This is a genomic window from Nocardia sp. NPDC055165 (assembly GCF_053606985.1).
In genome coordinates this window covers 330,528-345,102 of record NZ_JBSGSS010000004.1, presented here as the reverse complement: position 1 = coordinate 345,102, position 14,575 = coordinate 330,528, and the positions used below count along the sequence as shown (strand labels likewise).

The following is a 14,575-nucleotide window of genomic DNA, read 5'->3' as shown; positions in this document are numbered from 1 at the left end:
AGGGAATCCAATGACTGTTGAGACCGAGACCGACGGAGGGGACGCCACTGTGGCGACGACTGCTGTTGACGTCGTGAACGACGCCGAAGAAGCGTTGATCGAAGAGGGCGAGATCGCGGGCGACTACCTCGAGCAGCTACTCGATGTGCTCGACTTCGACGGCGATATCGACCTCGATGTCGAGGGCGACCGCGCCATCGTGAGCATCGACGGCGGCCGTGATCTGACCAAGCTCGTCGGGCGAAACGGTGAAGTGCTCGACGCGCTGCAGGAGCTGACTCGGCTCGCCGTGCAGCAGGCGACCGGCGTGCGTAGCCGTCTGATGCTCGACGTGGCCGGCTGGCGTGCACAGCGCCGGACCGATCTGAGCGAGATCGGCGTCGCCGCCGCGAAGCGGGTGCTCGAGTCGGGCGCACCCGAAGCGCTGTCCGCGATGACTCCGTTCGAGCGCAAGATCGTGCACGACGCTGTCGCCGATATCGATGGCGTAGCGAGCGAGAGCGAAGGCGTCGAGCCGAATCGTCATGTGGTGGTAGTGCCCGAGTAGGCTGACTTCCGCCGTAACCACGAACGATGTGATTAGGCCTCCGGTCTCGGACCGGGGGCTTTTTCATTGCCATCACTCGGAAGGATGTTTCACGTGGAACGAGAACTGGGTGCGCCGTCCGACGAGCAGGAACCGCCCGCCGCCGCTGCCCGAGTGTTCGGCGACCGCTTGGACATCGCCCGCCGGTACTACGCGGCGCTGGCGACTGCCGGTGTGGAACGCGGTCTCATCGGTCCCCGTGAGGTTCCCCGGCTGTGGGAGCGCCACATTCTCAACTGTGCCGTCATCGGCGAGCTGATCGATGAAGGCGCTTCGGTTGTCGATATCGGCAGCGGTGCCGGGCTTCCCGGAATCCCCCTCGCGATCGCCCGGCCCGACCTTCGCATCACTCTCGTGGAACCGCTGCTGCGGCGGACGATCTTCCTGAGCGAGTTCATCGAAGAAGCCGGATTGGATGTCACGGTGGTTCGCGGTCGTGCGGAGCAGTCCGGCGTGATCAAAGAAGCGGGCGGCGCGGATGTCGTCACTTCGCGCGCGGTGGCTCCTCTCGCCAAACTCGCCCACTGGTCGCTCCCCCTTCTTCGCGACCACGGTCGCATGCTCGCTCTCAAAGGAACCAGCGCCGCCGAAGAACTCGAGCGCGATGGTGCCGAGCTGATTCGTGACGGTGCGACCGATCTCCGGGTTGTCGGGTGTGGCGCCGGCATCGTGGAAATCCCCACTCTTGTCATCAGTGCCGAGCTACTCCCCCGCGCCGAGCGTCCGACTCGTCGCAGTGAACGGAAGGCCGCCGGAGTGGAGAAGAAGGCTCGGAAGCGTCGCGAATCCTGATCGACCTGAAATCTCTTCCATCTAGCGGGTTCGTGCGTTTCGTAACGTGACGAATCATCCCGAGGGTCGTTGTATGGGCTCGGGACGGGCCGATTTTCGGTAGTCGCGGATGGGTGTCGCGTTCGGGGAGCGGAAGTGTTTCACGTGGAACGCGACAGCCGCTCCTCTTCGTTGTTGATCGAATTTCGTCTGCGTCGTGTGGGCTTCGCCAGTCGGGTTTGGTCGTGGTGGATTCGCTCGCTCGGTTTGAAGCGGAACGCGATCTGTCCGGGAAGTGCGTTGCCTGTGAGTCGAGGCAGGTCTGGTGAGATCGAATCTTCGGGCTCACGGGTGGGGGTGATCGTCGGGCGTCCGTTGGGTGGGGTGAGCGTCGGCGAGGCCGAGGGAAAATCTGGTCGTCTGTTGTGTGGCAGTTCCTGGGATGGAAGTTGCCGTGAGCGAGCGTGTTCGGCAGCGCGTGTTTGCCGATCAGCAATGAACGTTGGTGTCCTATCGGAAGATGTGTGGCATCGGTTTTTCTCGGCGGCAGCTGGGCTCCGCTTTTCTCGTTGAGTAGCGCCACGGTGGTCGTCGCGGGCGGCGTGTTCGGCCGGACGCTAGTCGACCGCTGGGTGTGTGGAGATCGGTGCGGAGAAGTCTGGTGGTGATCGGGCGTCGTTTGGTCCACGTAGGGGTGGGGTCAGAAACTTGGCGGGTCGGATGTCCGCGTGACGGGCTGGGACTGTTGGCCGACGATTCATGTGGCTCTGTGTGAGATGGGCGCGGGGCGAGCGGTGAATTGGTTGGGGTGCTGTGCTGATGCTGAGGGGTGCTTCTCTGCTGACTCCGGGGTGCGTGGGTGATGGGGAGTGCGGGTGGGATTTGTGGCTGGGATTGGGTGTTCGGTAGTCCCAGGGGTTTGAGGCTGTGTTTTTGGCGCGCTGGCGCGCGCGTGTCCGCGGCCCTGAGGGGCCGCCGGTCAGCGCTCGAGACTCGCGCCTGCGGCGCATGCGCTTCGAGCGCTGACCGGCGACCCGGCCGCGGACCGGCCATTTCGTGGCCGCCGCTCCCTAGGGGTCGCGGGTGCGGGGTTGGGTGTGCGGTCATGGCGGATCTGGGGAGTGCGGTGTGGCTGGGCGTGCTGTCTGGATGGGAGTGCGGTGCGCGGTCTGGATGCTGGGTGGGAGTGCGGACCCCAGATGGATTTGAGGGCAGGGGTGGATGGGACGGGCTGAGTGTGGGAGCTCTTGGGCGAGCTCGGACCATGCGTTGCGGCGCTCATCGGCCGTCTGATGTGGCGCCCCGCTCCCCCGTTGTTTCCCGTGAAACATCGATCGCGGGCTCTAATTTGTGAGTGTTGGGTGTGTCCTTGTCGGCGTGCCGCGATTCAGCTTTCCTAAGTGTCTCGAGGCTGGCAAGCTGTCAGAGTCGGGCGGGAGTGAGCCACCCTCCTCGAGTCTTCGAGTTCTCCACCGACACAGTTAGTTTGTGACGACACGGCGCCGACGTTCGTCGGGGATACGTGATCTGAAGTTTCTCGGGTTAGGAGCAATCTATGTCGAGCGGTCCGGCGAATGTTTCACGGGAAACAGCGTCGCGGGTCCCGGGGATGCTGGATTCCAGCAGCTTCGACGCGGAGACGTTCGGGAATACTCCTTTCGGGCACATCTCCCCGGCCGAGACCCCGATCGCGGCGGAAGCGCAACGCGCCAGCCAGATTCTGCATCCAGGAAAGGTCACTGTGCCGAAACCTCGCGAGCAACGGATCATCACTATCGCCAACCAGAAGGGCGGCGTCGGTAAGACGACTACGACGGTCAATCTCGCTGCGGCGCTAGCGCACCAGGGAATGACGGTCCTTGTGGTCGATCTTGATCCGCAGGGCAACGCGAGTACGGCGCTGGGCGTCGCACACAACTCGGGTGTGCCGTCCAGCTACGAGCTCCTGATCGGTGAAGTGACGGTCAAGGACGCGATCCAAGTGAGCCCGCACAGCGAGCGATTGCTGTGTGTCCCAGCCACGATCGACCTTGCCGGCGCGGAGATCGAACTGGTCTCGATGGTCGCCAGGGAAGGCCGGTTGAAGACCGCGATCCGCGAGGCGGGCATGGTCGGCTTCGACATCGATTACGTGTTGATCGACTGCCCGCCCTCCCTCGGTTTGCTCACGGTCAACGCGCTCGTGGCGGCCAAGGAGGTGCTGATTCCGATCCAGTGTGAGTACTACGCGCTGGAGGGTGTCGGTCAGTTGCTCCGCAATATCGGGCTGGTGCAGGCGCACCTGAACCCGGAGCTACACGTGTCGACCGTCCTGCTGACGATGTACGACGGCCGCACCAAGCTGGCCGACCAGGTGGCCGAGGAAGTGCGTAATCACTTCGGCGATGTGGTCCTCAAGTCGATGATCCCGCGCAGCGTGAAGGTCTCGGAGGCGCCGGGCTATGGGATGACCGTGCTCGATTACGATCCAGGCTCGCGCGGTGCGATGAGCTACATGGACGCGGGGCGCGAGCTGGCCGCTCGTGCGCAGCTGAAGCAAGACGCGTCTTAAGCGTGAGTTGGAACGAGGAAGGGATCGGTAGCCGATGAGTCAGGCGAAAAAGGGCGGTCTCGGTCGCGGGTTGGCCGCATTGATCCCGACGGGTCCGGCAGTGGCGCCGGGCTTGAGCAGTGCCGCCGCGAGCGTGATCGGAATCAACCCGATCGGCCCGCAACCGGCCGAGGCGTTCCTGCATCGTGTTCCGGACGCGGAGCCCGCGCCGGAGCCCGAGCCCGAATCCGATCTGGTCTCCCCCGGCGGCGCGGTGTACCGCGAGGTCCCCGCTGACCTGATCGAGCCGAACCCGAAGCAGCCGCGTCAGGTCTTCGAGGAAGACGCACTCGCGGAGCTCGTGCACTCGATTCGCGAGTTCGGTCTCATGCAGCCGATCGTCGTGCGCCGCGTCGAACCGGGCGTCGACAAGTTCCAGTTGGTCATGGGCGAGCGCCGCTGGCGCGCATGCCAAGAGGCCGGACTCGCCACGATCCCGGCGATCATCCGGGACACCGACGACGGCTCGATGCTGCGTGACGCGCTCCTGGAGAACATCCACCGCGTGCAGCTGAACCCCCTCGAGGAGGCGGCGGCCTATCAGCAGCTGCTCGAGGAGTTCGACGTCACGCACGAGGAATTGGCTTCGCGAATCGGTCGCTCGCGGCCGGTGGTGACGAATATGATTCGTTTGCTGAAGCTGCCGATTCCCGTGCAGCGTCGGGTGGCCGCCGGGGTGCTCTCGGCCGGACACGCCAGGGCGCTGCTCGGCTTGGATGCCGGCGCGGACGCCCAGGAAGAATTGGCTGCACGAATCGTCCGTGAGGGAATGTCGGTTCGGTCTACGGAGGAAGCGGTGCAACTCGCGAACCGCGAGCCCACGCCGACCGCTTCCCCGGCACCGAAGCGTAAACCGATCCACATGCCGGGTCTGCAAGATGTTGCCGAGAGACTGTCGGGGTCCTACGACACCCGAGTCACGGTCAGCCTCGGCAAGAACAAGGGCAAGATCGTTGTCGAGTTCGGGTCCGTCGAAGATCTCGAGCGCATCGTGGCGCTGATGGAGCAAGTCGGCCCCGAAACGTCACTGTGACTGAAAGAGGCGGCACGTACTGTGGATAGTGATGTGGCGTGAGCGTGGATGAATCCGACAGCTGGAGGCTGAACAGAGCGGTGTCGACCAGCGTCACGGCTTTGACTCTCGACGGGCTCGGTCAGCTCCCGGCGCACACCCGGCGGTGTGTGTTCTGGGAGCTCGACCCGGCTGTCGCCGCGGACTCGCACGCGTTCAGCGATCCGGTCTTCGAAAAGGAAGCCTGGCTCTCGACGGTGATGCTCGAGTGGGGTTCGTGCGGGCAGGTGGCCCACGTGGACAACAACCTCGCGGGCTGTGCGCTGTACTCACCTCCGAGTGCCGTGCCACGTTCCGCGCTGTTCCCCACGTCCCCAGTAAGCCCGGACGCGGTCCTGCTGACCACGCTGCAGGCCGAATTCCCCTACGATGAGGCCGATGTAGCCCATCGCCTTGTTCAGGCCGTGGTGGCCGATCTGGTGCGTCGTGGCGTGCGGGCGCTGGAAGCATTCGGCATTCGCAACGGCCCACCGTCGAGTTCGGTAGCCGATCGCGGCTTCGGATCGTCGATGCGGTTGATGGAACGGATCGCGGCGCCGCTGCGGGACCCGTCGTCCGCGACGAGGTGCACTCCCGAAACCTGCATGATCGACGCGGATTTCCTCGCCGAGGTCGGTTTCGAAGTGGTGGCCCCGCACCACCGCTTCCCCCGGCTGCGCCTGGAACTCGACTCCGATCACGGCTGGAAGGAAGATGTCGAGCGCGCGCTCGACCAACTCCTGGCGGCGGCGTCGATGGAACCGCCCTCGCGCGTCGGCGCGCACTGACCCGAGACAACAAGAACGGCCCCGCGGACAACCGCGGGGCCGTTGGTCTTGTGTGGGCTAGACGCGCGGGGCGGGCACGTTGCCAGCGTCGGCGGCCGCCAGCTCTTCGGCGAGCAACTCGGCGAAGGTGTAGGTGCCGGTCGGCTGGTCGTCCTGGCCGAGCAGATAGAGCCGCTTCACCGAGATCAGAATCGCTTCGGCGATCACGTCGCGCATGCGCGGGTTGGTGAGCACCGAGGCGTCGTAGTCGTTGGTGAGGTAGCCGAGGTCGACCTGCACGGTCGGCATCTTGGTCAGGCGCAACAGGTCCCAGGTGCGCTGATGAGTCCGGCAGTCCTGCACCGAGGTTCGGGCCACCACTTCGCGCTGGATGAAACCGGCCAGTACCTGACCGATCATCGACACCGAACCGTGCGAGTTGCCCCAGTAGAAGCCGGCCACTCCCTTCGCGGACGGGTTGTCACTGGTCGCGCAGCGCAGCGAGATCATCAGGTCGGCATCGAAGGCGTTGGAGGTGTCGGCGCGTTCGACATCGGTGGGGTTGGCGCCCCACGGCCGGGACAGGAAGGTTTCCATACCGGTCGCGGCCATCCGGCCCTCGAGCCTGGAAGCCAGATCCCACAGGATCTCCGACTCGTAGACGTCACCGTATTCGGTGGGTACCGCGAAACCCTTGTCGGCGCCGCCGAATCCGGGGTCGATGACGATCCGCTTGCCGGTGAGCTGCGGGCCCGCCCGGTGCACCACTTCTTCCTCGGCGATGCGATGCGGGTTGCCGCCGGTGACGCGCGCGCCGAGCAGATCCAGCGAGCGCAAGGTGTCGGGTCCGCAGATACCGTCGGCGGACAGGCCGATCTCGCGCTGGAACGCGCTGAGCCCGTCGTGGGTGTGCGGGCCGAAGTGCCCGTCCACCCGGTACACGTAGAAGCCGAGATCCTGCAGCTTGCGCTGCAGGGTGGCCACGTCGTCACCGTAGAGCGGCGCCGACAATTGGTAGATCAACGTGCGAGCACCCAGCCGGTAGGAGGCTTCCTTCAGCGCGCGATAGGTGGCCGGACCGACCACCCCGTCGACGAGCAGACCGCGCTGCTGCTGGAACGCGCGGATCGCCGAATCGAGGGGCCGATCGAACACCGCCTCGGTGTCCTTCCAATACTCCGGTCCGTCAGTGGATTCGACGTGTGGGAGATGCAGGAAACCGAGGCTTGCGAGGGTGCTCCGAACCTCTGCGACGGCTGGTCCTGAATCGCCGTGACGAAGTCGGTGCATGCGTAAGAGCCCTTTCCTTCGGCCGGAGCGTCCGTCGATTGTCTCAGACCCGGGCCGCTTTGCGGGAATCCCGGGTCCAGGCATCCTACGGCGCGTCGGCCGGTAGGAGACGCTTTTATCGGATGCTCTGTGTTAGATGAGACCGTCGAGCTCGCGCAGCAGCGCCGCCTTACCTTTCGCGCCGACGATCTGCTTCACCGGCTTGCCACCCTGGAACAAGATCATCGTGGGCAGCGACAGGATCTGGTAGTCGCGGGCGGTGCCGGGATTGGCCTCGGTGTCGAGCTTGGCGATGGTGAGCTTGTCGGCGTGGGTGCCTGCGATCTCCTCCAGCACGGGGGCGACCATCTTGCACGGGCCGCACCAGTCGGCCCAGAAGTCGACGAGCACCGGCTTTTCGCTGAGCAGGACGTCGTCGGCGAAGGACTGGTCGGTGACGGTGATGGTGTTGGCACTCTCGGCCATGGGTGTCTCCTCGACAGGGGTGGAACTCGAAATCAGTTGGCGCGCACGGCGGCCGGGCCGTCGGCATGGTCGAGCGTGTTGGCGGTGATGTCGCCCTGCTCGGCGAGCCAGCGTTCGGCGTCGATCGCGGCGCGGCAGCCGGTGCCCGCGGCGGTGATCGCCTGCCGGTAGGTGTGGTCGACGAGGTCGCCCACGGCGAAAACGCCCGCGACATCGGTGGCGGTGCCCGGATCGGTCACCTGCACATAGCCTTCGCCGTCGAGTGCGACCTGGCCCTTGACGAGTTCGCTGCGCGGATCGTGCCCGATGGCGACGAACAGGCCGGTCGCGTCGAGCTCGGACTCCGCGCCGGTGCGGGTGTCGCGCAGGGTGAGGCTGGTGACGCTCTTCTCACCGTTGACCTTCACGACCTCGGAGTTGAGCTGGAACTTGATCTTCTCGTTGGCCTTGGCGCGCTCGAGCATGATCCGTGACGCACGGAACTCCTCACGGCGGTGCACGATGGTGACACTCGCGGCGAACTTGGTGAGGAAGGTCGCTTCCTCCATGGCGGAGTCGCCGCCGCCGACCACGACGATGTCCTGGCCCTTGAAGAAGAAGCCGTCGCAGGTGGCGCAGGCGCTCACACCGCGGCCGAGCAGGTCCTGCTCCCCCGGCACGTTCAGGTAGCGCGCGGCCGAACCCATCGCGAGGATCACGGCGTAGGCCTCGAAGGTCTCGTCACCGACGGTGACCTTCTTCACGGGGCCGGACAGGTCGATCGCGTCGACGTCCTCGGTGCGCAGCTCGGCGCCGAAACGCTTGGCCTGGTCGCGCATCTGCTCCATGAGGTCGGGGCCCATGATGCCGTCGCGGAAGCCGGGGAAGTTCTCCACCTCGGTGGTGGTCATCAGGGCGCCACCGAACTGGGTGCCCTCGAAGACCAGCGGCGAAAGCTCCGCGCGGGCGGCGTAGACGGCCGCCGTGTAGCCGGCGGGTCCTGAGCCGACGATGATCAGGTCGCGAACTGGCGTGCTCATGGGGACCTTCCGAGAAGTAAAGCTGGGACGTGTCGGTCAACAACAGCCTAAACGGTGTTGTTCCCGGTATTTCTTTGCGGCTGGTCCCTCAACCGATGTCGCGCAGGGTGAGCCGTTCCGGGGTGCCGGTGGTGCAGCCGGTACCGACCACCAGGGCGGTGATGGTGGGGGCCTGCTCGCCCTGGACGAGGACCAGGACGGCGTCGGAGCCACGGAAAGTGATATTCGACGCTCCCAGTACCGCGCGGTCGATGCCGTTGGCTTGCACGCAGCGGGTGAGGGCTGCTTCGTCGGCCAGCGGGCCGATCACGTCGCGTTTGCCCAGTGCGCGGAGTGCGGCGGCGGTGGTGAGTTCGTCGGCGGCCGCCGGTTCGGTGAACGGCGCGGCGGTGGGGGTGCCCTCGGTGGTGTCGAACGTGCTGAACACGGCACCGGCGCCCGCCAGGACGGCCACGGTGGCGGCGGCCGCGGCGAGTAGCCCCAGTCGGCGCCGGGAGCGGTAGCGATCCAGCGAGATCGGGGCCTCGCCTGCCGGTGCGGGGGGAACAGCAGCGAGCGGCGTGATGCGCTCGGTCGGGCCCTCCCCCGCGTCGAGTTCGGCGACGAATCGGAACATGCGGTCGGCCACGTCGTCGGGCATGCGGTGCATGACCCGCTCGTCGGTGGCGAGCGTGCGGAGGTGGGTGTTCACCTCGTCGAGCTTGTTCAGGTAGTGCAGCGCGTCTTCGTCGGTGCGGACCACGGGCCACAGCTGCTCGCACAATTCGGGCGCGAGGTTGTCGGCATGCAGATCGGCCAGCAGTTCCGACGGGAACGGAGGCTGCGGCACGGATCGAGACACCCTCGCACCTCCCCTGTTCTGTCGATATCGGATCGCAGGATTTACATCGCTGACTTGTTCGTCACTGTTAATGACGCATCCCGACTACATCCGGTTCCCTGGATCCCGGAAAAATTCCAAACGTTCTTGCAAACGTACGCGCGCTCGGGCGCATCGGCTCTTGATCGTGCCCGGCGCCACGCCGAGCGCAGCGGCGGTTTCGGCGACGCTGCGGCCCTCCATCTCGGTCATGACCAGGGCCAATCGCTGTTCGTCAGGGAGGGTGAACAGCGCCTCGCTCACGACGGTGGACAGTTCGTAATGCGCGAAGGCATCGTGCGGGTCGACCGCCTCGGGCATGGTGTCGGGCAGGATCGACACGGCGCGACGGGTCTTGTTGCGCCGGATCCGGTCGAGGCAGGCATTCACCACGATCGCGTGCAGCCAGCTGCGCACCTCGGATTCGGCACGGAACGAGTCGGCGGTGCGATGGGCCGAGAACAAGGCGTCCTGCAGACAGTCGGCGGCGTCCTCGCGGTTGTAGGACGTGCGCAGCGCGGTCTGCCAGAGATGGTCGGAATGCCTGCGCAGCAGTTCGGCGAAGACATACGGTTCCCCGCGAACGTGGGCGGCAAGCAGTTGCTTGTCGCTGCCGTTCTCCAGGAACGAGCGGACGCTGGGCGCGACCTGCCGCGGTGGCACACCGCGGACTTGCTCGTTGACATCCGGCGACAAAACTGACCCCTTGGACAGCGCTCATTACGGCGACTTCGAGCCGACGAACAAGGCCGATCCATCACCTGACTACAACGCGGCGTCCAGGATCGACGTCAACAAATCCTGGGTAACTCTCAACCGAGAGCGCGGGGGGATCATATCGTTGATAACAATTACGCACCAACCGGACCGCGGTTCGATGAAGATCGGCAATGGGCCCGGAAATGATCGACCACCTGCGCAGATAGCAGAGGTGGGAGGGTTGTACGGCGCGATGAGACTAAGGGGCCGCGTCGAAGCGGACATCGGCGATCGCGGTCTGGAACTGACCGCCGGAATTCGCCAGTCCGGTGATCCAGACGAGCACGAAACGAGCGGCCTGATCGGTCTGCACGGCGATATCGGTGACGCCGTCACCGAGCTTGGCCGAACCGATCAGCTGGGTCTGGTCGAGCGTGGGCGCCTCGGTGGGCGAGGTACGGATCTCGACCGTGCTGCCCGCACTGGGTGAGGTGATCGACACATTGGTGAGCTTGGCCGGCGTCGGCAGCGTGGCCAGCAGCCCCACGCCCTTCTTGAGGGCGGGGAACTGCTGGAAGTACTGATCGGTGCGCCACACCGTCGCCGCGTTGTGGTCGAGCACCGCGCCCGCCGCCGCGGCGCCGTCGGGGGTGCCCTCCGGGGAGAACACCGCGGCACCGGTGACCGGCACCGGCACACTCGTCGGCGGTGCCGCGGGGTCGTCGGCGGGCGGTGCGGACGCCGCGGGCGGAGCCACACTCGAGGTGAGGCCGATATTGATCTGCTGGTCCAGCGGCTTGTCCGACGCGCCGGGCGCAAAGATGCTGACCATCCACCAGATCAGCACGCCGACCACCAGCGCGGCGAGCACGCCGAGGCCGACCATGATCCACATCATCCGCTTGGAGCGTTCCCGCTCGGCCGCGAGCAGTTCCGGGTCGGCGAGTGAATCGGCACCGGGGGCCACAGCCCGCTGACCCAGACGTAAGACCGGAATGAAGTCGGTCTTCTGATCGACGACCGAGGCCTGCTCGAGCACGTGCTGCACGGTGGCAGCGGTGCGCACGCCCTTGTTGGATTCCAGCGAGCGAACCGCGACGGCCGAGATCTCGAACGGCACCTCCGGCCGGATCTGCCGCGGTTCCACCGGCGTGCCGTCCGGCCCGAAATCGGCCAGTCGCAGGCCGCCGATGGTGGCCGCCGACCCGGTGACACCGCCGACGCGAATCGGCCAGCGTGCGGTGATCAGGGCGTAGAGCATCGCGCCGAGGCCGCGGACGTCGCCTTGCGCGTCGGAATCGCCGAGGGTGCCGGGGAACGCGAGGACAGCGTCACCGGAGGCACTGATCCGGATCCGATCGGGGTGATCGATCGACAGCGAGCCGCCGCCACGGTGCGCGAGTTCGGCCGCCGAAGCGAGCGCCCTGATGGCCCTGGCCGCGCCGACCGGTGACGGCACGGTCTCGGCCATCTCACGCAGCGAACGACCGGGGGTCCACTCGGCCACGACGATGCCGCCGGAGCTGCCACGGACCACGTCGAGCACCCTGGCCAGGCCGGGCGAATTGATCCGGCCCAATCGCAGCGTGCGCGACAGCACCGCCTGCGGGCCGTCGTGACCGGAGTTCTCGCCCGAGGTCTGATCCGCGTCCACGAAGGTCAGCGCGACCTCGCGATCGAGCTTGATATCGAGTGCCTGCCAGAACTTCAGCCCGCGCGCACCCCCGTGACCGGCCAGCAATCGGTACCGGCCACCGGCGACGGACGCGCCGGGGATGAGCTTGGGGCCACGCTGCCCACGGTTGGCCGCGGCGCTCGGGGGCACCTGCGGGGGAATCGGCAGCATGCCGGTGTCGTATGTCGGATCGTGCGGCGGCATGGCCGAACGTGCGTCGTCTTCGTGCGTATCGCCTTCGTCTGGCGCGTCGGTATGTTCGGAATCCGTCGAGTTCGGCGCATCGGGCCCGACCTCGGTGGACATTCCTGCTGCCGCGCGCGCCGCAGAATCAGCGGCCGGGACGCCGCCCACCGCGTCATCGCTCACCCTCGGTCCTCCTTCGGCCTGAAAACCCGTGTCGGTCTGCGGAACAGCGTACGGGAACTGTGCTTTACCGGTGCTGTCAACAGCGCCCGGTCGAATGACGGGAAGCACCATGGTCTGGGTGTCCAAAGACTGCCCATATGCGGGGAATCCGTAGGTATCGGGACGGCGCAGGACGGTGGTCGCGTAAATGTCGTCTGCCGGGGTGTCGTCGAGTCCGAGATCCGGCGCGGGCGGGGTGATGCCGAGCTTGCGCGAGATCGCCACGGTGATGGCGACGACCTCGGGGATACCGGCCAGACGCATCAGGCCGAAGGCCACCGAGAACATGACCAGCGAATCGACGACGACGCGCAGCAGCGAGCCCGCGCCGCCGGAGACGCGGTCGAGTCCGGTCACCGAGTCGACGATCAGCATCACCGCGCCGCCCGCGATCGAGGCGAGCAACACTCTGGTCACAGTTCGGCCGACATTGACCATTCGCAGGTCGCCGAGGCTGCGGTGCAGCAGCACGCCGCCGATCACCGCGCCCGCGGTGAATCCGAGGCCGGTGGCGACACCGAGAACGATCACCACGTCGTCGCTGTCGCGGGCGATAACCGGTGCCAGCGCCGAGATCAGGATCTTGATCGTCGTGATGCCGAGGATGATCCAGGTCGGTGTCCATGCCTGCTCGCGCGCGTAGAACACCCGCAGATGGATGAGTACGAGCGAATACGGGATGAGCGAGAACGCCGACCAGCTCACCGCGCTGCCGAGCCGTTCGGCGTCACCGGAGAATCGCGCGTAGCCGTAGAGCGCCTGGCCGATCTCCGGGCCCGCGAGCGTCATGAAGGTGACGATCGGCAGCATCGCGATCATCGTGAGTCGCGTGGCTACGGACAGGTCGTCGACCACGGCGGGAGTGTCGTCGTCGGCGGCGCTGCGGCTCAGCCTCGGCATGATCGCGGTGAGCAGGGTTACCCCGATCACGCCGTAGGGCAGCTGCAACAGCGCCCACGCGTTCGCGAAGATCGCGGGACCCGCTTCGTCGGCCGAGGAGGCGATGTTGTTCGCGACCACCAAGCCGACCTGGCTGATCAGCACGTACAAGATGATCGCGATGCCCATCTTGCCGAACTGCTTGAGCCGCGCGTCGACTCCCCACAGCGGACGCAGGTTGATCCCGTGCCTGCGGATCGCGGGCAGCAGGCAGAGTGCCTGTGTCGCCACGCCCGCGGTGATGCCGAGGCCGAGGACCAGCAGTTTCGGGTCGCTCATGCGCACCGGGTCGAGCGTGATCTCGCCGGGTGTCAGCGCGTAGACCGCCAGCACCGTCAACGCGACCACATTGTTCATCACGGGTGCCCACGCACCCGGTTTGAACGCCTGTCTGGTGTTGAGGATCGCGGTGAACAGCGCGGACATGCCATAGAAGAGCAGCGCGGGTGCCAGTAGGTAGGTCAGCGCGACGGTCAGGTTCGTGTTCACCTTGCCGTCGGAGGAGACGAGCACGTGACCGGCCAGGATCGGCGTGGCCGCCAAGGTGAGCACCGTGGCGACGAACAGCACGGTGAAGGCCGCTGTCACCAATCTGCGCACGAACGCGGCGCCGTTGTCGGCGTCCTCCTGCTCGGCGCGGATCAGGGTCGGCACGACGATGGCGGTGAGCACGGCGCCGAGGACGAGCTCGGCGACCATGTTCGGGATCAGGTTCGCCGAGATGAACGCACTCGCGATGGCCGGACCGAGCACGGTCAGCAACAGCAGCTGCTTGGCGAATCCGGTGATCCGGCTGATCAGCGTCGCGACGGCGATCGAACCCGAGTCCTTGAGCAGCTTCGCGTTGGCACTCATCGGGGCGCCGCCCGCCTTGGCGGCAGGTTCGGCCGCTACCTTCTGCGGCCGGGCGATGACCTGAGTCCGCTCCGCTGACCGATCGCCGGCGGGCACACCGCTCGCGTTCCGTCCACGATCGCCGAATCCGGCGCCTGCCTGGCGGCCATCCCGCGCGGGGTCCGCGGCGGGCATCCCGGGGAAACTCCCCCGCGACGGCATCGGACGTCCCTGCTCCGGCGGAGCTTGCCTGCGGCCACCGGCCTGATCGGGCCGATCCTGTCTCGGAATGGCGCCGGACTGCCCACCGCGCGGCGGGACCGGTCGTTGCTGGGGGAACTCGCCCGACGGGTTCGGCCCGGATCGCCGCGGGGCGAATCCGTCCGGTCCGGGACGTTGCTGCTGCGGAAACTCACCCGAGCGCCCGGCGGAACCAGGTCCGGGGCGCTGCTGTTGCGGGAATTCGCCCGAGCGGCCGGCGGAACCAGGTCCCGGGCGTTGCTGTTGCGGAAACTCACCCGAGCGCGCGCCGGAACCAGGTGCGTGGCGTTGCTGGGGAGGTACAGGGCGACCGTCCGGCCCGTAAGCAGGGGGGCGCGGGGGTAGGCCGGGCGGACCGGCA

The 14,575-nt window shown here is 66.6% G+C and carries 11 protein-coding genes; 5 read left to right on the top strand and 6 right to left on the bottom strand.

The window, feature by feature from the left end:
• Window positions 1-10: 10 nt before the first annotated feature.
• The 5 genes from ACWFRF_RS10980 to ACWFRF_RS10960 all read left to right on the top strand — a co-directional run bounded on the left by ACWFRF_RS10980 (window position 11) and on the right by ACWFRF_RS10960 (window position 5,786).
• Window positions 11-547 carry a Jag family protein gene (locus ACWFRF_RS10980; RefSeq protein ID WP_266294803.1) on the top strand — a complete coding sequence of 179 codons (537 nt, stop codon included), beginning with the start codon at window positions 11-13 and terminating at the stop codon, window positions 545-547.
• An 84-nt stretch (window positions 548-631) separates the two neighbouring features.
• Entirely contained in the window at window positions 632-1,378 is a 747-nt protein-coding gene (gene rsmG, locus ACWFRF_RS10975) for a 16S rRNA (guanine(527)-N(7))-methyltransferase RsmG (RefSeq protein WP_378989375.1), read from the top strand.
• A gap of 1,534 nt (window positions 1,379-2,912) precedes the next feature.
• A complete protein-coding gene (locus tag ACWFRF_RS10970) occupies window positions 2,913-3,908 on the top strand; it encodes a ParA family protein (protein WP_378989374.1) in 996 nt (331 codons plus the stop codon).
• Window positions 3,909-3,942: 34 nt separating this feature from the next.
• Window positions 3,943-4,980 (top strand): ParB/RepB/Spo0J family partition protein, encoded by a 1,038-nt coding sequence (locus ACWFRF_RS10965; protein WP_452449754.1) that lies wholly within the window; start codon window positions 3,943-3,945, stop codon window positions 4,978-4,980.
• Between the two features lie 80 nt (window positions 4,981-5,060).
• Entirely contained in the window at window positions 5,061-5,786 is a 726-nt protein-coding gene (locus ACWFRF_RS10960) for a GNAT family N-acetyltransferase (protein WP_378635240.1), read from the top strand.
• Window positions 5,787-5,843: 57 nt separating this feature from the next.
• Here the strand turns inward: ACWFRF_RS10960 and ACWFRF_RS10955 are convergent, their stop codons facing one another.
• The 6 genes from ACWFRF_RS10955 to ACWFRF_RS10930 form a co-directional block, all read right to left on the bottom strand.
• Window positions 5,844-7,055 (bottom strand): N-acetylmuramoyl-L-alanine amidase, encoded by a 1,212-nt coding sequence (locus ACWFRF_RS10955; protein ID WP_378989372.1) that lies wholly within the window; start codon window positions 7,053-7,055, stop codon window positions 5,844-5,846.
• Window positions 7,056-7,187: 132 nt separating this feature from the next.
• A complete protein-coding gene (gene trxA / locus ACWFRF_RS10950) occupies window positions 7,188-7,520 on the bottom strand; it encodes a thioredoxin (protein WP_189031738.1) in 333 nt (110 codons plus the stop codon).
• Window positions 7,521-7,552: 32 nt separating this feature from the next.
• Window positions 7,553-8,539 (bottom strand): thioredoxin-disulfide reductase, encoded by a 987-nt coding sequence (trxB, locus tag ACWFRF_RS10945; RefSeq protein ID WP_378634632.1) that lies wholly within the window; start codon window positions 8,537-8,539, stop codon window positions 7,553-7,555.
• Between the two features lie 88 nt (window positions 8,540-8,627).
• Window positions 8,628-9,368, bottom strand: a complete 741-nt coding sequence (locus tag ACWFRF_RS10940; RefSeq protein WP_378989371.1) for a hypothetical protein — start codon at window positions 9,366-9,368, stop codon at window positions 8,628-8,630.
• Window positions 9,369-9,464: 96 nt separating this feature from the next.
• The gene (sigM, locus tag ACWFRF_RS10935; protein ID WP_378635242.1) at window positions 9,465-10,061 is read right to left on the bottom strand and encodes an RNA polymerase sigma factor SigM; all 597 of its coding nucleotides are present in this window, start codon (window positions 10,059-10,061) and stop codon (window positions 9,465-9,467) included.
• Between the two features lie 295 nt (window positions 10,062-10,356).
• Complete coding sequence (locus ACWFRF_RS10930; protein ID WP_387446175.1) at window positions 10,357-13,974, bottom strand: murein biosynthesis integral membrane protein MurJ; 3,618 nt, start codon at window positions 13,972-13,974, stop codon at window positions 10,357-10,359.
• Between the last annotated feature and the right edge of the window lie 601 nt (window positions 13,975-14,575).